Here is an 18,712-nt window from a genome sequence, read left to right on the forward strand (position 1 = left end):
GCACCCCGGTTTCCTCGCGGGAGGGTACGGGCGCGGTGGACGGTGGTGCGGGACCGCCCCCCGGCCGGGCCCGGTCCGGCGCCCGCGGTGGCGTTTCGGTGCCGCGCGACGGTTCCCGGGCGCCCGGCCAGGAGTCCCGCCGGGCCGCAGGTGACGGAGACCGCGCGTCGGGCCCCCCGTCGGGGCAAAGCGGCGGTGCCGGGGCTGCTGCTCCGGGTGTCGCCAGGGAAGGGGACGTATGAACGCCTCCCGGGCCCCCTTGTGGTCGTCGGTGACGCGCTGCTCGATCACGATCTGTGCGGGCGTGCCGAGCGGCTCGCGCCCGACGCGCCGGTGCCGGTGGTGCACGGTACGCGGCGCAGCTCGCGTCCGGGTGGGGCGGCGCTCGCCGCGTGTCTTGCCGCCGCCGACGGGCGGCCCGTCACCCTGGTCACCGCCCTGGGTGACGACGCCGCCAGCCACATCCTGCGGGGCCTGCTGGCCGGGCGCGTCGACCTGGTCGAGGTGCCGCTGGACGGCGCGCTGAGCAGCAAGACCCGTGTCCTCGCCGGGGACCGGCCGCTGTTGCGCCTCGACGACGGCGAGGGCCGCGCCCGTGCGGCCACCGAGGCCGCGGTCGGCGCGGTCACCGGGGCCGGCGCGGTGCTGGTCGCCGACTACGGCCGGGGCACCGCCGGTGTCCTGCGGGACGCGCTGGCCGGTGCCGCCAGCCGCCTACCGGTCGTCTGGGACCCGCATCTGCGCGGCGCCACCCCGGTGCCGGGCGTGCGCCTGGCCACGCCCTCCGCGCAGGAGGCCCGCGCCCTCGCCCGCCGGCTCGGCGCGGACACCGAACCCGGTGACGAGGCCGGCCTGCGCACGGCGGCCCGGGACGCCCGTACCCTGATCGGCGCCTGGCAGGCCCGGGCCGTGGCGATCACCCTCGGCGAGCGCGGCGCACTGCTCTCCCACGGCGAGACCCCGCTGCTGGTACCGACCCCGGCCGCCGCGGCCGGCGACCCCTGCGGCGCCGGGGACCGGTTCGCCGCGGCCGCCGCCGGACTGCTCTTCGACGGGGCCCTCACCGAGGCCGCCGTCCAGGGAGCCGTCCACGCCGCCACCCGCTACGTCGCCGAGGGCGGCGCCCACGCGCTCGCCACCGAGGACGCCCCGCCGACGGAGCCGCCACCCGACGGGGAGGCGACGGCCGACGCCGTGCGCACGGCGGCCCGGGTGCGGTCCGCCGGAGGCACGGTCGTCGCCGGCGGCTGCTTCGACCTGCTGCACGCCGGACACGTCGCCCTGCTCCAGGCCGCGCGCCGCGCCGGCGACTGCCTGATCGTCTGCGTCAACTCCGACGACTCGGTGCGCCGCCGCAAGGGCGCGAGCCGCCCCCTGGTGCCGGCTGCCGACCGGGTCCGGGTGCTGCGCGCCCTGGAGTGCGTCGACGCGGTCGCCGTCTTCGACGAGGACACCCCCGAACGCATCCTCGGCGAACTGCGCCCGCACATCTGGGCCAAGGGCGGCGACTACGCCCGCACCCGGCTGCCCAAACAGGCGCTCGTGGAGAGCTGGGGCGGACAGGTCCTGCTGCTCCCGTACCTGGAAGGCCGCTCCACCACCACGCTCGCCGACCGCGCCGCCCTGGCTCCCGCACCCACCGGAGGTCCCCCTCGGTGACCAAGCCCCCGCGCCCCCCGCGCGTCCTGGTGCTGCGCGCTCTCGGCCTCGGCGACCTGCTGGCCGGCGTGCCCGCCCTGCGAGGCATCCGCCGGGCCTTCCCCGGTCACCACGTCGTCCTCGCCCTGCCGCCCGGCCTCACCGAACCCGCGCTCGCATCCGGCGCGATCGACACCGTCCTCCCGGCCGAGGCGCCCGGCCGAGGGGTCCCGTCTCTCACCCACTGGCCCGGCCCGCCCCCGGACGTCGCCGTCGACCTGCACGGCAACGGCCCCGAGAGCCGCGACGCCCTGCACCCCGGCCGGCTCCTCGCGCACGCCCTGCCGGACGGCCCGCCCTGGCCCACCCGGCCCAACGAACGCGACCGCTGGTGCGCGTTCCTGCGCGCCTACGGCATCCCGGCCGACCCCCGCGACCTGCGCCTGCCCCCGTCCGGCGGCACGCCCTCCCCGGCCCCCGGGGCGGTCGTGGTCCACCCCGGCGCCGCGTCCGGCGCGCGCCGCTGGCCCGTCGAGCGGTACGCCGCCGTCGTACGGTGCCTGCGCGCCGCCGGACACCATGTGGTGCTCACCGGCGGGCCCGGCGAGGACGCCCTGGTACGGTCGGTCGCCGAGCGCGGCGGCCACCCCGCGAGCGGCATGCTGACCGGCGGACTGCCCTTCGGCGAGCTGTCCGCGCTGGTGGCGCACGCCTCCCTCGTGCTCAGCGGGGACACCGGCCTCGCCCATCTCGCCGTCGCCCACGGCACCCGCTCGGTCACCCTGTTCGGGCCGGTCTCCCCACGCCTGTGGGGGCCACCGCCCGGCACCCGGCACCTCGCCCTGTGGAAGCCCGGCCCACCCGGCGACCCGCACGGCCGCACCCCCGACACCCCGCTGCTGCGCATCACCGCCCGCGAGGTCACCGCCGCAGCCCTGACCCTGCTCGGCCACGACGCCCGCCCCCGACCCGCGCCGGAAGCGGCGGCGGCCCACGCCCACTGAACCCGCACTCGATGCCGCGCGCGGCCGGCACCCCAGCAGGCTTCACCTGGTTGCGCCGCCCGGCCGCGGCCGGCCGTGATGCGCACGGGGCACCTGATGCGTACCGTGCCCCGCGCCCCGGAGCCCGCCGCGCACCGTCGGCCGCGCGCTCGCCGTGCTGACGTGGGCGCGCTGCGGGCGCGACCCCTTCCCGCGCGCGCCGGAGGGCCGGCTCGCCGCACTGGAGCCGGCCCGTGGAAGGCCACCCGCACGGCGGTATGTCGGACGAGGAAATCCGGCCCCGACACGCCCGGGGAGAGTCATTGCGTCGGGCAACCGGCGGAGGCAGAGTGAACCCCCCGGTCAAGACGCGGCTGGCTGACTACCTCCCCACAGGAAGTTCGGTCCCCATGGAAAACGGTCAGCTGTCCCACCCCCGCACCGCCGCCCTGTGCCTGAAGGCCGTACGGGAACGGCGCCCCGAGGTGGGCCTGATCAGCGTGCTCAAGGCGCGCGGCACGGTCGACGCCTCCAACGCCCCGGAGTTCTCCGCCGCCCTGGCCGAGCACGTCGAGCGTGCCGACATCGCCGGGGAACACGCCGTCCTGGACATGACCGAGGTGTACCTCGCCAGCGCCGTCGCCGTGCGGTCCCTGGACCGGGCCACGGGGAACCTCGCCTTCTCCGGCCGGTCCCTGCCCGTCGTGCAACCGCGGCCGCACGTACGCGAGATGCTGCGGCTCGCCGGCCTGCAGGGCGTACGCGTCCACGCCACCATGGCCTCCGCGCTGCACGCCCTGGAAGACCGAAGACCGGTACGGCCCGAGCCCGGCGTCCGACGCTGACGGGCCGTGCGCCGGGCGCACGCCCGGCGCGGTTGTCGGCCGGCCGTCAGCCGTGCAAGGTGGTGTGGAAGGTCAGGAAGGGGCCGTGCAAGTTCCGTGTGACGTCCTGTCTGGGTGATGCCATGAAATCCGCTTCCGACCGGCCCGGCGCCCCGGCTCCCCTGGTCATCGAGTCGTCCGTCGTCGAGGGCCTGCCGGCCGAGGGCGCGCTGCTGCTGCGCATGTCCGGCAGCCTCGACGCCGACGGCGCGCACGCCTGGTCGGAGGAACTGCGCGGACACCTCGACCAGGCGGACCGCGCCGGACTGCGCCCCGTCCTCGACATGGCCCACGTACTCCTCGGCGGCGCCGCCGTGCTGCGGACGCTGAGCGAGGCCACCCTGGCCCGCACCGGACGCCCCGACCTGATCATCGTCCGCGCGCGCCCCGGCGTACGGGAAGCGGTGCACCTCGCCTGCTTGGCCGGCGTACGGCTCTACACCACCCTCGAAGAGGCCCTGCGGGAGATGGCCCGGACGGTGACCCGGGTGGAGGACCTGCCGGCCTGGCGCTCCCAGATGGCCGATCCGCTGCGCCCGTCCTACGAGGACCTGCACAAGGAGGTCCGGGCCCTGCGCGCCCGCGTGCGCACCGCCCCGGTCATCGGCATGGCCCAGGGGACGCTGATGGTCCGCTACGGCCTGGCCGACTCCGGGAGCGCGTTCCGGGTGCTGCGCGAGGCCTCGCAGCGGTTCAACGTCCCGCTGCGCGTCCTGGTGTCCGCCGTGGTGGTGGCCCGGCCCCCGGACGGCGAGGTGTGGTTCCCCGGCCGCCGCCCGCTGCCCCTGCCGGCGCTGCGGATCCTCGCCCGGAGCGGCCGCGACCCGCGCTACCGGCGGCAGATGATCGACGCGGTGCTGCACGAGGCGCTGGCCATCGGCCGGGCACCCGCCGGATACGTTCAGTTCGTCGACCCGGCCGTGAACGCCCTGATGCTGGAGACCCACCACGGCTGCGACGAGACCTTCCTCGACGTGCTCGTGCGCGGCCGGGACGAGGGCACCGCCGACGCGGCCGCCCGCACCCGCGGACAGGCCGTGAGCGTCCCGGACGTGGTGACGGACCCCCTGCTCTCCGACGACAGTCGGCGCGCCCTCCTGACCAACGGCACCCGCGCGCTGCGCAGCACCCCGGTCGTCTCCGGAGCCGGCTCCTGCGTCGGCGTGATCAGCCTGCACTGGGAGGAGGCCGGCCGTCGGCCCACCGCCGGCCAGAGCGAGGCGCTGGACGTGCTGGCGGCCGACACGGCGGCCTGGCTGAGCTGGTACCACCGCTCGGTCCTGCTGGACGCACTCGAACACGTGCACAAAGCCCTGAGCCGGCGCACCCCCTGAGCCGGCCGGCGGGCGGTCCGGTCGCGGGGGCGGGTGTGCGTCACCCGCGTCCCCCTGGGAACCCGGACCCCGCACGCAGCACAGCACGCACCATCCGGAGGGAGCGCGGCGCATGTCCAATCCGCAGCAGCCCGAACAGCGGCGCAGTGTCAAGGGAGGCGCCACCCCGCAGGACATCGGCGAACTCAAGGCCCGACAGAAGGCCGGCCGCACGGGACCCCGCCCGCACGGCTCGGACAAGGGCGAGAAGGGCGGGGGCCAGGGCGGCGGAGTACCCCCGGCGCAGCGCCCCGACCATCCCTGACCCGCTGTCCACCGCACCGACGGCCCCGACGACGTCACCGGACGTCCTCGGGGCCGTCGCCCGTCCGCTTCGCCGTGGCTCGTGCCCCCGGCCACCGAGCTCGGACCGCGACCCCGGCCGCTAGGCTCGGAGCATGCGGATCTCCGTCTCCTCCGACATGGACGAACCCGTCGCCCGCCTCCTCGTCGAGGAACTGCGGGACCGGGGACACGCGGTACGGGCGTACGGCGCGCTGCGCGCCGGGGACGACGCCCGGTGGGCGGTCTGCTCCGCGGCCGCCGCGCGTGACGTCGGCGAAGGGGCGGCGGACCAGGCCGTCGTCTGCTGCTGGACCGGCACCGGCGCCTCGATCGCCGCCAACAAGGTGCCCGGCGTCCGGGCGGCCCTGTGCACGGACGCCGGGACGGCGCGGGGGGCGCGGCAGTGGAACGACGCCAACGTCCTGGCGCTCGGCCTGCGGCTGACGTCGGCGCCCGTGCTGAAGGAGATCCTGGACGCGTGGTTCGCGGCCGAGGCGAGCCAGGACGCCGAGGACCGGCAGAACCTGGCCCACCTCGACCGCATCGACTCCGGGCCGAACCGCGGCTGAGCGGAGATCAGTGGGCGCCGAGCCCGCCCCCGCCGAACGAGCCGCTCGACCCCTTGCTCCAGCGGGGGCGGCCCTGGCTCTGCCCGCTGTCGCTCGGCCTGGACTTCATGTTGCTCAGTTCGTACGGAGTGAGGGGGCGGCCGCCCTTCTCCATGTGCGGGACCTCCTGCGACTCCATGCTCTGCCGGACCTCGTGCACCGCGCCCTCGGGGGGCAGGTGCGGCTGCTCGTCCGGACGCGGCCGCGGGGGTTCGCGGTACTTGATCCGCGAGTTCATCCAGAAGCCGCCCGCGAGCAGGGCCAGAACGACCACCGCGGCGCCGAAGAGTGCCAGACTCATCAGGCCGCTGGCCGCGGCCATCTGCATCGTTGCGGTATTCATAGATGAGGAATACCCCGCCCAGAACAGGACGAACCAGGGCACTTCCCGTGAGGTTTGCCCGCCCTCGGCCCGGCTACCCGGCCGGAGTGACACCGCCTACTTCCCAGCAGCAGCTCTACCGGTTCCTGGAGGACCGCTTCACGTGCGCCCAGGCGTGCACCGAGTGCGCCAGGGCCTGTGCGGTGCGCGCGAGCCTCCTCGACCCGGACGGCACCGAGCGGCAGGAGCGCGTCCGCCGCCTCGGCATCATGTGCGCGGAGGTGTGCGACGCGACCTGCCGCATGCTGTCCGAGCAGAACCGCCAGGACGAGGCCGGCATCCGGGTCCAGCTGGAATGGTGCCGCTCGGTCTGCCTCGACTCCGCGCACGCCCTCGACGAGCAGCCCGGCGCCGAGGGGACCGCGGAGTCCTGCCGGGACTGCGCCCGCGCCTGCACGGACTTCATGGCGACCCTGAACTGAGGTTCCCAATTTCTGGAACACGTTCTACGGTGTGCGCCGTCAGGACCGCCCTTGGGGAGCCTGGAGGCGCCGTGCATCTCGACCACACGCCCGAACAGCAGCGGCTGCGCAGCGAACTGCGCGCCTACTTCGCGCGACTGGTACCCGACCACGCCTACGAGCGCTACGCCGAACCGGCCGCGCAGAAGCGGTTCTACCGCGAGACCATCCGCCGCCTCGGCGCCGACGGCTGGCTCGGTGTGGGCTGGCCCACCGAGTACGGCGGGCGCGGCATGACCGCGACGGACCAGTTCATCTTCTTCGACGAGGCCGCGCAGGCCGGCGTACCGCTGCCCCTCATGGCCCTCAACACGGTCGGCCCGACCCTCATGCGGTACGGCACCGACGAGCAGAAGGCGTACTTCCTGCCGCGCATCCTCTCCGGCGAGATCGACTTCGCGATCGGCTACAGCGAGCCTGAGGCCGGCACCGACCTGGCCGCGCTGAAGACCCGGGCCGTACGGGACGGCGACACCTACGTCGTCAACGGGCAGAAGATCTGGACCACCAACGGAGACACCGCGGACTGGGTGTGGCTGGCCACGCGCACCGACCCCGCGGCCCCGCCGCACAAGGGCATCACCATGCTCCTGGTGCCGACCTCCGACCCCGGCTACTCCTGCACCGTCATCCGGACGCTCGCCTCCCACGACACCACGGCCAGCTACTACGAGGACATCCGCGTCCCCGTCTCCCGCCGGGTCGGCGAGGAGAACCAGGGCTGGCGGCTGATCACGAACCAGCTCAACCACGAGCGCGTCACTCTCGCCGCGCACGGCACCATGGCGATCCGAGCCCTGCACGACGTGCAGCACTGGGCGATGGAGACCAAGCTGGCCGACGGACGCCGGGTCGTCGACCTGCCCTGGGTCCGCCGGCGCCTCGCCCAGACGCACACCAGACTGGACGCGCTCAGGCTGATGAACTGGCGGATGGTGACCGCCGTCGAGGACGGCACGCTCACCCCCCAGGACGCCTCCGCCGTCAAGGTCTACGGCTCAGAGGCCCGCCGGGACGCCTACGCCTGGCTCATGGAGATCGCCGGCGCCGCCGGACTGCTGAAGGAGACCTCGGCGGGCGCCGTCCTGCACGGCGAACTCGAACGCGGCTACCGCTCGGCGGTCATCTTCACCTTCGGCGGCGGCAACAACGAGATCCAGCGCGAGATCATCTCCTGGATCGGCCTGGGCATGCCCCGCGTACGACGCTGACCCGCGAGCCGGTTAGGGTGAGCCCTCGCGCGACCCGAAGCACTCAGCCAGAGCACTCACCGAAGCACTCGTCGAGGACCGCAGCCACCAGGGAGCCCGCGGCATGACCGGCACCACGGAGGCCCTCGGCGGGTCGGCTGCGGTCGAGCAAGCCGTACGGAGCGTCACGCGCCCGTTCTACGGGTACGCCGTGCTCGCCAACTCGCTGTTCCAGCGCGGGGTGTTCGTCCTCTTCCTCCAGCAGCGGGGCTTCTCCGCCGCGCAGATTGCCCTCCTGCAGACACTGCTCTACCTGGTCAGCGGGGTCGCCGAGTTGCCGACGGGAGTCATCGCCGACCGGATCGGCAGGCGTGCGAGCATCGTGATCGGCCAAGTGCTGATCGCCGTATGCCTGCTCGGCCAGGTGACGTCCTCCACCTACTGGGTGTTCCTGACGCTGTTCGTCGGCCAGGGCGTGGGCATGGCCTGTGTGTCCGGCTCGGACACCGCCCTGCTGTACGACCTGCTGGTGCGCCGCGGAGCGACGGCCGGCTACGTGAAGATCAGGTCCCGGTTCACCATGCTCGGGACGGTCACCTCGGGAGTCGCCATCGTCCTCGGCGGCCAACTGCAGCGGATCTCCTGGGGAGTCGTCTACGCCGGCTCGGCCGCATCCCTCGCCCTGGCCGTGGTGGTGCTGCTGTCCCGGGTGCCCGAGATCCGCGGCGCGGACGCGGTGGACGAGCCGGACGGAGCCGGGAAGGAGCACACCGACGCCACGGCGTGGCGGGCGATGCTGCGCGTCGCCACGCCGGCGCTCGTGACCCTCGTCGTGGTGTCCGGACTGATGCACGCGACGTTGACGCCGTACATCATCTTCACGCAGAAGACCCTCTCCGATCAGGGCGCCGGTACCGCCTTGGTCAGTGTGGTCATAGCGGCGGGATTCCTCGTCGGCGGGCTCGTTCCGCTGCTGTCGGACCGCGCGAACCGGCGCATCGGGTACCGGGTCGTCGTCCCGGTGTCTCTGCTGACGCTCGCCGCGGCGCTCGGCCTGAGCGGCCTCGGCCGGGTCTGGGTCACCATCGCCGCGTTCCTGGCCCTGGTCGGGGCTCCCGAGATCACCGCCGTACTCGTGGACAACGTGTTCAACGAGGCCGTGCCGTCGCGTCATCGGGCGAGCCTACTGTCGATGATCGCGTTCGTGGAGTCGGCGCTCATCGGCGCCGGCTACCTCGTCCTCGGCGCCCTCATGGACGGGCTGGGCTCCGGTGCGGGCATGGCCGCCTACGCCGCCGTACCCCTGCTGGCATGTCTCCTGTGGCTTCCGGTGCTCTTCCGAAGGGCACGGGTGACCACCGGGAGCGAGGAGCAGGTAGACCGGACGTAAGCTGGGTCGCTGAATCCCGTCGGCTTCACCGCGCTCCGGGGAGGGATCACGTGCCAGTTCCAGTGCCTGGTGACACCGCCGGCCGGGGCGATCCAGGGCTGTTCACGCCGGGCTCCGTGACCTGGCAGATGCACGGCGACCCCATGATGTGGGTCGCCGGTGTCCGCGCACTCTACCTCCAGGCCCTGCACCCGCGCGCGGTCCGCGGCGTCATGCAGAACTCCGACTTCCGCGGCGACGCCTGGGGCCGGCTCATGCGCACCGCGAACTTCGTCGGCACGATCACGTACGGCACCACCGAGGCCGCCGAGCGCGCCGGCGCCCGGGTCCGCAGGATCCACCGCCTGCTGACGGCGACGGACCCCGCCACCGGCGAGCGGTACGGCATCGACGACCCCGCGCTGCTGCTGTGGGTGCACTGCGCCGAGATCGACTCCTACCTGCACGTCCTGCGCCGCTCCGGCTACCCGCTCACCGACGCCGCCGCCGACCGGTACGTCCGTGAACAACGGGCCGGCGCCCGCCTGGTGGGTCTCGACCCCGGCGCCGTACCGGCGAACCGGGCCGCACTGGCCGCCTACTTCGAGAAGGTGCGGCCGGAACTCGCCGCCGGGCCGGAAGCGCGCGAGGTCGACGACTTCCTGCGCCGCCCGCCGGTCCACCCGCTCCTCGTACCGGCCCGCGAGGTGCTGTGGCGGCACGTGGCGCACCTGGCGTACGCCTCGCTGCCGCCGTACGCCCACGCGCTGTACGGCAGACCGGCCCCGGCACCCGCCGCCGTGACCCGTGACCTGCGGACCACCGGGGCCGGGCTGCGCCTGGTCCCCGCCCACCTGCGGTGGCAGCTCCCGCCCAAGCACATCCTGCGGGCCATGGCGAGGCTCGGCCCGGCCGCGCGGCCGGCACCCCACAAGATCCCCGGAACCCAGAAATCTGACTGAGCGTCAGAAAAGCTCTTCCCTCGTCCCGGCTCCTGCGGCATCCTGCGCCCATGCAGACGGAGCTGAGCGAGCAACTGGGGATCGAGCACGCCGTCTTCGGCTTCACGCCGTTCCCGGCCGTCGCCGCGGCCATCAGCCGGGCCGGCGGCTTCGGCGTCCTCGGCGCGGTCCGCTACACCGCCCCCGACGACCTGAAACGCGACCTCGACTGGATGGACGCGCACACCGGGGGCCGGCCCTACGGCCTGGACGTGGTCATGCCCGCCAAGAAGGTCGACGGCGTCACCGAGGCCGACGTGGAGGCGATGATCCCCGAGGGGCACCGCCGGTTCGTGCGCGACACCCTCGCCCGGTACGGGGTGCCCGAACTGCCCGAGGGCGAGGTGTCCGGGTGGCGGATCACCGGCTGGATGGAACAGGTCGCCCGCAGCCAGCTCGACGTCGCCTTCGACCACCCGATCAAGCTGCTGGCCAACGCCCTCGGCTCGCCGCCCGCCGACGTCGTCGCCCGCGCCCACGACCAGGGCGTCCTGGTCGCCGCGCTCGCGGGCAGCGCCCGGCACGCCCGCAAGCACCAGCAGGCGGGCATCGACATCGTCGTCGCCCAGGGCTACGAGGCCGGCGGCCACACCGGGGAGATCGCCACCATGGTGCTCACTCCCGAGGTCGTCGACGCCGTCGACCCGCTGCCCGTCCTGGCGGCCGGCGGGATCGGCAGCGGACGGCAGGTCGCCGCCGCGCTCGCCCTCGGTGCCCAGGGCGTCTGGCTGGGCTCCCTGTGGCTCACCGTCACGGAGGCCGACCTGCACTCGCCCGCCGTCACCCGCAAGCTCCTCGCGGCCGGCTCCGGCGACACCGTCCGCTCCCGCGCCCTGACCGGCAAGCCCGCCCGGCAGCTGCGCACCGAGTGGACGGACGCCTGGGACGACCCGGACGGCCCCGGCACCCTGCCCATGCCACTGCAGGGCCTGCTGGTCGCCGAGGCGCTCTCCCGTATCCAGAAGTACGAGGTCGACCCGCTGCTCGGGACGCCGGTGGGCCAGATCGTCGGCCGGATGACGAGCGAACGCTCCGTCCAGGCCGTCTTCGACGACCTCACGCGCGGCTTCGAGCGAGCAGTCGACCGCGTCCACCGCATCGCCGGAAGGAGCGGCCAGCCGTGAGCACCCCCGCGCACACACCCCCCGCAGGATTCTGGGCGCAGGCCACCGCCGACCCGGGCCGCCCGGTCCTCGTCGCCCCCGACGGCGAGGAGTGGGCCGCCGGACGGCTGCACACCGCCGCCAACCAACTCGTCCACGGCCTGCGGTCCGCCGGGCTGGAGCGCGGCGACGCCTTCGCCGTCGTCCTGCCCAACGGCGTCGAGTTCCTCACCGCCTATCTCGCCGCCAGCCAGGCCGGGTTCTACCTCGTCCCGGTCAACCACCACCTCGTCGGCCCCGAGATCGCCTGGATCGTCGCCGACTCCGGCGCCAAGGCGCTCATCGCCCACGAACGGTTCGCGGACGCCGCCCGGCACGCCGCCGACGAGGCAGGACTGCCCGCCACGCGCCGGTACGCGGTCGGCACCGCCGAGGGCTTCCGGCCGTACGGCGCACTCCTCGACGGCCGGTCCGGCTCGGCACCGGCCGACCGCACGCTCGGCTGGGTCATGAACTACACCTCCGGTACGACGGGCCGCCCCCGCGGCATCCGCCGCCCGCTGCCCGGCAAGGCCCCCGAGGAGGCCTACCTGGGCGGATTCCTCGGCATCTTCGGCATCCGCCCCTTCGACGGCAACGTCCACCTGGTCTGCTCGCCGCTCTACCACACGGCCGTCCTGCAGTTCGCGGGCGCGTCCCTGCACATCGGGCACCGCCTGGTGCTCATGGACAAGTGGACGCCCGAGGACATGCTCCGCCGCATCGACGCCCACCGGTGCACGCACACGCACATGGTCCCCACCCAGTTCCACCGCCTCCTCGCCCTCCCCGACGACGTGAAGCGCCGCTACGACGTCACGTCCATGCGGCACGCCATCCACGGCGCCGCACCCTGCCCCGACCACGTCAAGCGGGCCATGATCGACTGGTGGGGGACGTGCGTCGAGGAGTACTACGCGGCCAGCGAGGGCGGGGGCGCCTTCGCCACCGCCGAGGACTGGCTGAAGAAACCCGGCACGGTCGGCAAGGCCTGGCCCATCAGCGAACTCGCCGTCTTCGACGACGACGGCAACGCGCTGCCACCGGGCCGACTCGGCACGGTCTACATGAAGATGAGCACCGGCGGCTTCTCGTACCACAAGGACGAGGCCAAGACCCGCAAGAACCGCATCGGCGACTACTTCACCGTCGGCGACCTCGGCTACCTCGACGAGGACGGCTACCTCTTCCTCCGCGACCGCAAGATCGACATGATCATCTCCGGCGGGGTCAACATCTACCCGGCCGAGATAGAGTCCGCGCTGCTCGCCCACCCCGCCGTCGCCGACGCCGCGGCCTTCGGCATCCCGCACGACGACTGGGGCGAGGAGGTCAAGGCCGTCGTCGAACCCGCCCCCGGACACGAGCCGGGACCCGACCTCGCCGCCGCCCTCCTCGGTCACTGCGCCGAGCGCCTCGCCGGCTACAAGCGGCCCAGGAGCGTCGACTTCGTGGCCGAGATGCCCCGCGATCCCAACGGCAAGCTCTACAAACGGCGGCTCAGGGATCCGTACTGGGAGGGACGCGTCCGGCAGGTGTGAGCCGGTTCTTGACCTGATCGTCCGGCGGGCCGAGGATCGGCTGTCATGACGCTGACGCAGGGACACGGCAGCACGGTCGACGGGGTGCTGCGGCGCAGCGCCCGCCGCACCCCGGCACGGGTCGCGCTGGAGTACCGCGAGCGCACCTGGACGTACGAGGAACTCGACGACGCCGTCTCCCGCGCGGCCGGGCTGCTCCGCGCCGAGAGCCTCGCGCCAGGCGACCGGGTCGGCGCCTACGGCCACAACTCCGACGCCTATCTCATCGCCTTCCTCGCCTGCGCCCGCGCGGGCCTGGTCCACGTGCCGGTCAACCAGAACCTGACCGGCGAGGACCTGGCGTACATCGTGGGCCAGTCCGGCAGCGCGCTGGTGCTCGCCGACCCGGACATCGCCGGCCGACTGCCGGACGGCGTACGGGTGATGCCGCTGCGGGACGCCGAGGACTCGCTGCTGGCCCGGCTGGCCGACACGGCGCCGTACGACGGGCCCGAGCCGCGCGCCGAGGACCTGGTGCAGCTGCTCTACACCTCCGGGACCACCGCCCTGCCCAAGGGCGCGATGATGACCCACCGGGCCCTCGTGCACGAGTACCTGAGCGCCATCACCGCCCTCGACCTGAGCGCGGGGGACCGGCCGGTGCACGCGCTGCCGCTCTACCATTCGGCGCAGACCCATGTGTTCCTGCTGCCGTACCTCGCCGTCGGCGCGACCAACATCATCCTGGACGCACCCGACGGGGACCGGCTGTTCGAGCTGATCGAGGCGGGCCGGTCGGACAGCCTGTTCGCGCCGCCCACCGTGTGGATCGCCCTGGCCGGCCGGCCCGACTTCGCCACCCGGAACCTGGACGGCCTGCGCAAGGCCTACTACGGCGCGTCGATCATGCCCGTGCCGGTACTGCGCCGGCTGCGCGAGCGACTGCCGAAGCTCGCCTTCTACAACTGCTTCGGCCAGAGCGAGATCGGCCCGCTGGCCACCGTCCTCGGACCCGACGAGCACGAGGGCCGCCTGGACTCCTGCGGCCGCACCGTGCTGTTCGTGGACGCCCGCGTGGTCGACGAGAACGGGGCGGAGGTGCCGGCCGGCACACCCGGTGAGATCGTCTACCGCTCACCGCAGCTCTGCGAGGGCTACTGGGACAAGCCCGAGGAGACCGAGGAGGCCTTCCGCGACGGCTGGTTCCACTCCGGCGACCTCGCGGTACGGGACGCCGACGGCTACTTCACCGTCGTCGACCGCGTCAAGGACGTCATCAACTCCGGCGGCGTGCTGGTCGCCTCCCGGCAGGTCGAGGACGCCCTCTACACACACGAGGCCGTCGCCGAGGCCGCCGTGATCGGCCTGCCCGACGAACGGTGGATCGAGGCGGTCACGGCGATCGTCGTCCCCCGCGGTGAGGTGACGGAGGAGCAGCTCATCGCCCATGTCCGGGACAAGCTGGCCGCGTTCAAGGCCCCCAAGAGGGTCCTGCTCGTCGACGAGCTGCCCCGCAATGCCAGCGGCAAGATCCTGAAGCGAGAGCTTCGAGACCGGTTCCGTGGCGGAACCGCCCTCTGAGCCGGGAGTGTCGTCTGCGGGCCGGTGGGGGCCGGTCGCGCCCACGCGGCGGAGCCGCACGGTGTCGAGGCCCCGCGCCCCTTTGGACGCGACCAGGCACCGGACCCCAAAAGTGCGCTTAGCCGCGGCGCAGGTCCACGATGCGCCGAATCTTCCCCACCGACCGCTCCAGCGTCTCCGGCTCGACGATCTCCACCGTCACGGACACTCCGACCCCGTCCTTCACGCCGGAGGCGATGGCCCGCGCGGCGGCCTCCCGGTCCTCGGGGCTCGCGCCGGGGCGGGCCTCCGCGCGGACGGTGAGCGCGTCGAGGCGGCCCTCCCGGGTGAGGCGGAGCTGGAAGTGCGGCGCGACGGCGGGCGTGCGCAGCACGATCTCCTCGATCTGGGTCGGGAACAGGTTGACCCCGCGCAGGATCACCATGTCGTCGCTGCGGCCGGTGACCTTCTCCATCCGCCGGAACATCCGCGCCGTGCCGGGCAGCAGCCGGGTCAGGTCCCGGGTGCGGTACCGGATCACCGGCATGGCCTCCTTGGTGAGCGAGGTGAACACCAGCTCGCCCTGCTCGCCCTCCGGCAGCACCTCGCCGGTGATCGGGTCGACGATCTCCGGAAAGAAGTGGTCCTCCCACACGTGAAGGCCGTCCTTGGTCTCCACGCACTCCTGGGCGACGCCCGGGCCCATCACCTCGGACAGGCCGTAGATGTCGACGGCGTCGATGCCGAACCGCTCCTCGATCTCCCGGCGCATCTGCTCGGTCCACGGCTCGGCCCCGAAGACGCCCACCTTCAGCGAGGTGCTGCGCGGGTCCACGCCCTGCCGTTCGAACTCGTCGAGGAGGGTCAGCATGTAGGAGGGCGTGACCATGATGACCTGCGGGCCGAGGTCCTGGATCAGCTGGACCTGCCGTGCGGTCATGCCGCCGGACGCGGGGACGACCGTACAGCCGAGGCGTTCGGCGCCGTAGTGGGCGCCCAGGCCGCCGGTGAAGAGTCCGTAGCCGTACGCCACGTGCACCGTGTCGCCGGGGCGCGCGCCGGCCGCCCGCAGGGACCGCGCCACCATGTCGGACCACACGGACAGGTCGTTGTCGGTGTAGCCGACCACCGTGGGACGGCCCGTGGTGCCGCTGGAGGCGTGGAGGCGGCGGATCCGGTCGCGGGGGACGGCGAACATGCCGTACGGGTAGTTCTCCCGCAGATCGGCCTTGGTGGTGAAGGGGAACAGGCTCAGGTCGGTCAGGGAACGGCAGTCCTCGGGGCGCACGCCCGCCTTGTCGAAGGCCTCCCGGTAGAACGGCACGTTCGTGTACGCGTGCCGCAGCGAGCCCCGCAGCCGCTCCAGCTGCAGCGCCCGCAGCTCCTCCGCACCGAGCCGCTCACCCGCATCGAGCAGATCCGCCGCATCCGCCATGGGGACGTCTCCCTCACCAATCGCGCATTCCGGACGACCGATCATTCGGTCGTGCCTCTCGGGGCCAGTAATTCAGGCCGGACGGTGTTCAGGCAAGAGGCAGGCCGGATTTTCCCCGGCCGGCCCGCACGGTCAGGAGCGGCAAACGCGTTGCGGCCGGTCCGTGCCGGCCTGCAGGATCGGCGGCATGACCAGCTTCCTCGCGCCTGACGGCACCCGGCTCACCTGTCACCTGAGAGGGATGGGGGAGCCACTGCTCGTGCTGCCCGGCGGACCCATGCGGGCCTCGGAGTACCTCGGTGACCTGGGCGGGACGACCGTGCACCGACGGCTGGCCCTGCTCGATCTGCGCGGTACCGGTGATTCCGAGGTGCCCTCGGACCCGGGCACGTACCGGTGCGACCGGATGGTCGAGGACGTCGAGGCGTGGCGGGTCCACCTGGGGCTGGAACGGATCGATCTGCTGGCCCACTCGGCGGGCGCGTGCCTGGCGACGCTGTACGCGGCGCGGTATCCGGAGCGGATCCGGCGGCTGGTCCTGGTCACCCCCAATGCCTCGGCCCTGGGCATCCGCACGACGCCCGAGGACCGGCTCGCCGCCGCCCGGCTGCGCAAGGGCGAGCCGTGGTTCGCGGACGCGTTTCCCGCCTTCGAGGCCTGGCTGCGCGGCGCGGGTGACTTCGACGACGTGTTCCTGCCGTTCTTCTACGGCCGCTGGGACGAGACCGCCCGCGCGCACACGGACGCCGAGGTCGCGCAGACCAACGAGGAGGCCGGCGGCCGGTACTCGGGTGAGGGCGCGTTCACCCCGGACGCGACCCGGGCCGCCCTGGCCGCCCTGACCGCGCCGGTCCTCGTGTACGCCGGTGAACTGGACGGGGGCCCCACGCCGGACCTCGCCCGCCGCGCCGCCGAGGCGTTCCCGGACGCCGCGTGTGTCGTGCAGTCGGGCGCCGGACACTATCCCTGGCTGGACGACCCGCAGTGGTTCGTCAGCACAGTCGTCGGTTTCCTCGACCGGGGTTCCGGAGAGCCCCGGTGATCTCAGCCCTGGGCCCGCACCGCCACCTCGCGGGCCCAGCGGTAGTCCGCCTTGCCGCTCGGGGAACGCTGGATGGCGTCCGTGATGACCAGCTGGCGCGGGATCTTGTAGCCGGCGAGCCGGGTGCGGCAGTGGTCCTGGATGTCGGTCAGCGAGGGCAGTCCCGCGCCGGTGCGGAGCTGCACGACCGCCGCCACATGGTTGCCCCACTTCGTGTCCGGCACCCCGGCGACCAGCGCGTCGTACACGTCCGGGTGGGCCTTGAGGGCCTGCTCGACCTCCTCCGGGTACACTTTCTCGCCGCCGGTGTTGATGCACTGCGAGCCGCGCCCGAGGACCGTGACCACGCCGTCCTCGTCCACCGTCGCCATGTCACCCAGCAGCACCCAGCGCTGCCCGCCCCGCTCGAAGAACGTCTCGGCGGTCTTCCGCGGGTCGTTGTAGTAGCCGAGCGGGACGTGCCCGCACTGGGCGACCCGGCCGATCTCGCCCACGGCGACCGGCGCGTGCGTCGCCGGATCGACCACCTGGGTCCGGGAGTTGACCCGGATGCGGAAGCCCCGCTCGGGCCCGGAGTCGTCGGTCGCCGTGCCGTTGAACCCGGATTCGGAGGAGCCGAAGTTGTTCAGCAGCATGGCGTTCGGGACCAGTTCCCGGAACTGCCGGCGCACCGTCTCCGACATGATCGCGCCTGAGGAGGACACGCTGAACAGCGCGGAGCAGTCCGTGCCCTTCAGGGGGCCGGCCAGCGCGTCGATCAGCGGGCGGAGCATCGCGTCGCCGACCAGGGACATGCTGGTCACCCGTTCCCGCTCGACGGTCCGCAGCACCTCCTCGGGCACGAACTTGCGGTGCAGCACGACCCGTTGCCCGAAGTTGAAGCCGATGAACGCGGTGAGCGTCGATGTGCCGTGCATCAGCGGGGGCACGGGGAAGAAGGTGATCCCGGACCCGCCCGCCGCGACCCGCTCGGCCAGCTCCCCGGGTGTCTTCACCGGCTCGCCCGTCGGCGCCCCGCCGCCCAGGCCCGCGAAGAACAGGTCCTCCTGCCGCCACATCACGCCCTTCGGCATGCCCGTCGTGCCGCCGGTGTAGATGATGAACTGGTCGTTGCCCGACCGGGGAGCGAAGCCCCGCCCCGCCGAACCGGACGCCTCCGCCTCGGTGAACGCGACCGCGCCGGGCACCTCCACGGGCTCCGCGCCGTGCCCCGCCACCGGCCGCCCCGCCCCCACCCGCACCAGGTGCCGCAGCTTCGGCGCCCGGGGCAGCGCCGCGGCCACGCGGTCGGAGAACTCCGCGTCGAAGACCAGCGCGACCAGATCGGCGTCCCGGTAGAGGTACACCAACTCCTCTTCGACATACCGGTAGTTTACGTTCACCGGCACGACCCGCGCCTTCAGGCAGGCCAGCACCGTCTGCAGGTACTCGACGCCGTTGTACAGGTGCAGTCCCAGATGCTCACCCGGCCGGATGCCGCTGTCGATCAGGTGGTGCGCGATCCGGTCGGCGGCCGCGTCCAGCTCCGCGTAGGTCAGCCGGCGTTCCGCGCCGGTGCCGGGATGGTCGAGGTACACGAGCGCCTCGCGGTCCGGCACCACGTCGGCCACCGACTCGAACAGGTCGGCAAGGTTGTACTCCACCGTTCCTCCTGGACCCCGGGCGTACGTACCGGACAGCTGTCGTCTCACCGTCGTCAGAGCGTCATCAGAGCAAAGTGCACGGCAACTGTGAAGGGTCCGCGCCAAGAAATCTGACTGACTGTCAGAAAACCCTTGAAGTGCCCACCCGCCTACTGCAACCTGTTCTCGTTCTCGTTCTTGTCGTCGAGGGGAGATG

The 18,712-nt window shown here is 73.3% G+C and carries 17 protein-coding genes; 14 read left to right on the plus strand and 3 right to left on the minus strand.

Translation table 11 applies throughout. From position 1 onward, the window contains the following. Positions 1–261 precede the first annotated feature (261 nt). The 6 genes from DBP14_RS32525 to DBP14_RS32550 all read left to right on the plus strand — a co-directional run bounded on the left by DBP14_RS32525 (position 262) and on the right by DBP14_RS32550 (position 5,732). Positions 262–1,659: a PfkB family carbohydrate kinase gene (locus tag DBP14_RS32525; RefSeq protein ID WP_241741096.1), complete on the plus strand. Its 1,398-nt coding sequence runs from the start codon at positions 262–264 to the stop codon at positions 1,657–1,659. Then, positions 1,656–2,642 carry a glycosyltransferase family 9 protein gene (locus DBP14_RS32530; RefSeq protein WP_129311216.1) on the plus strand — a complete coding sequence of 329 codons (987 nt, stop codon included), beginning with the start codon at positions 1,656–1,658 and terminating at the stop codon, positions 2,640–2,642. The genes DBP14_RS32525 and DBP14_RS32530 overlap by 4 nt, the downstream gene beginning before the upstream one ends. 389 nt (positions 2,643–3,031) lie before the next feature. Next, positions 3,032–3,466, plus strand: coding sequence for an STAS domain-containing protein (locus DBP14_RS32535; protein WP_129311217.1), 435 nt, complete (start codon positions 3,032–3,034; stop codon positions 3,464–3,466). Positions 3,467–3,588: 122 nt separating this feature from the next. Continuing rightward, the gene (locus DBP14_RS32540; RefSeq protein WP_129311218.1) at positions 3,589–4,839 is read left to right on the plus strand and encodes an ANTAR domain-containing protein; all 1,251 of its coding nucleotides are present in this window, start codon (positions 3,589–3,591) and stop codon (positions 4,837–4,839) included. A gap of 112 nt (positions 4,840–4,951) precedes the next feature. After that, on the plus strand, positions 4,952–5,143 hold the full coding sequence (locus DBP14_RS32545) for a hypothetical protein (protein WP_129311219.1): 192 nt from the start codon (positions 4,952–4,954) through the stop codon (positions 5,141–5,143). 133 nt (positions 5,144–5,276) lie between these two features. Further along, on the plus strand, positions 5,277–5,732 hold the full coding sequence (locus DBP14_RS32550) for an RpiB/LacA/LacB family sugar-phosphate isomerase (protein ID WP_129311220.1): 456 nt from the start codon (positions 5,277–5,279) through the stop codon (positions 5,730–5,732). Positions 5,733–5,739: 7 nt separating this feature from the next. On the opposite strand, the gene DBP14_RS32555 is transcribed toward DBP14_RS32550, so the two are convergent. Next, positions 5,740–6,114, minus strand: coding sequence for a DUF6479 family protein (locus tag DBP14_RS32555; protein WP_241741097.1), 375 nt, complete (start codon positions 6,112–6,114; stop codon positions 5,740–5,742). Between the two features lie 86 nt (positions 6,115–6,200). On the opposite strand from DBP14_RS32555, the gene DBP14_RS32560 reads away from it, so the two are divergent. From DBP14_RS32560 to DBP14_RS32590, 7 genes are all read left to right on the plus strand, one after another. Beyond that, positions 6,201–6,575, plus strand: a complete 375-nt coding sequence (locus DBP14_RS32560; RefSeq protein WP_129311221.1) for a ferredoxin — start codon at positions 6,201–6,203, stop codon at positions 6,573–6,575. A 71-nt stretch (positions 6,576–6,646) separates the two neighbouring features. Further along, complete coding sequence (locus DBP14_RS32565; protein WP_129311222.1) at positions 6,647–7,825, plus strand: acyl-CoA dehydrogenase family protein; 1,179 nt, start codon at positions 6,647–6,649, stop codon at positions 7,823–7,825. Positions 7,826–7,928: 103 nt separating this feature from the next. Continuing rightward, positions 7,929–9,194, plus strand: a complete 1,266-nt coding sequence (locus DBP14_RS32570; protein WP_206739392.1) for an MFS transporter — start codon at positions 7,929–7,931, stop codon at positions 9,192–9,194. Between the two features lie 128 nt (positions 9,195–9,322). Continuing rightward, the gene (locus DBP14_RS32575) at positions 9,323–10,135 is read left to right on the plus strand and encodes an oxygenase MpaB family protein (RefSeq protein WP_129312200.1); all 813 of its coding nucleotides are present in this window, start codon (positions 9,323–9,325) and stop codon (positions 10,133–10,135) included. Between the two features lie 50 nt (positions 10,136–10,185). Beyond that, positions 10,186–11,298: a nitronate monooxygenase family protein gene (locus DBP14_RS32580; RefSeq protein ID WP_129311223.1), complete on the plus strand. Its 1,113-nt coding sequence runs from the start codon at positions 10,186–10,188 to the stop codon at positions 11,296–11,298. Next, positions 11,295–12,857 (plus strand): acyl-CoA synthetase, encoded by a 1,563-nt coding sequence (locus DBP14_RS32585; RefSeq protein ID WP_129311224.1) that lies wholly within the window; start codon positions 11,295–11,297, stop codon positions 12,855–12,857. Before DBP14_RS32580 ends, DBP14_RS32585 begins: the two co-directional genes overlap by 4 nt. A 45-nt stretch (positions 12,858–12,902) precedes the next feature. Further along, a complete protein-coding gene (locus tag DBP14_RS32590) occupies positions 12,903–14,417 on the plus strand; it encodes an acyl-CoA synthetase (protein WP_241741098.1) in 1,515 nt (504 codons plus the stop codon). A gap of 118 nt (positions 14,418–14,535) precedes the next feature. On the opposite strand, the gene paaK is transcribed toward DBP14_RS32590, so the two are convergent. Further along, entirely contained in the window at positions 14,536–15,831 is a 1,296-nt protein-coding gene (gene paaK, locus DBP14_RS32595) for a phenylacetate--CoA ligase PaaK (protein WP_129311225.1), read from the minus strand. Between the two features lie 187 nt (positions 15,832–16,018). Between paaK and DBP14_RS32600 the strand changes: the two genes are divergently transcribed. After that, the gene (locus DBP14_RS32600) at positions 16,019–16,873 is read left to right on the plus strand and encodes an alpha/beta hydrolase (RefSeq protein ID WP_129311226.1); all 855 of its coding nucleotides are present in this window, start codon (positions 16,019–16,021) and stop codon (positions 16,871–16,873) included. Between the two features lie 2 nt (positions 16,874–16,875). Here DBP14_RS32600 and DBP14_RS32605 read toward each other — a convergent pair whose 3' ends face one another. Continuing rightward, positions 16,876–18,516, minus strand: a complete 1,641-nt coding sequence (locus DBP14_RS32605; protein ID WP_129311227.1) for an acyl-CoA synthetase — start codon at positions 18,514–18,516, stop codon at positions 16,876–16,878. Positions 18,517–18,712: the final 196 nt, after the last annotated feature.

The sequence above is a fragment of the Streptomyces sp. L2 genome, assembly GCF_004124325.1.
In the GTDB taxonomy this organism is placed as follows: domain Bacteria; phylum Actinomycetota; class Actinomycetes; order Streptomycetales; family Streptomycetaceae; genus Streptomyces.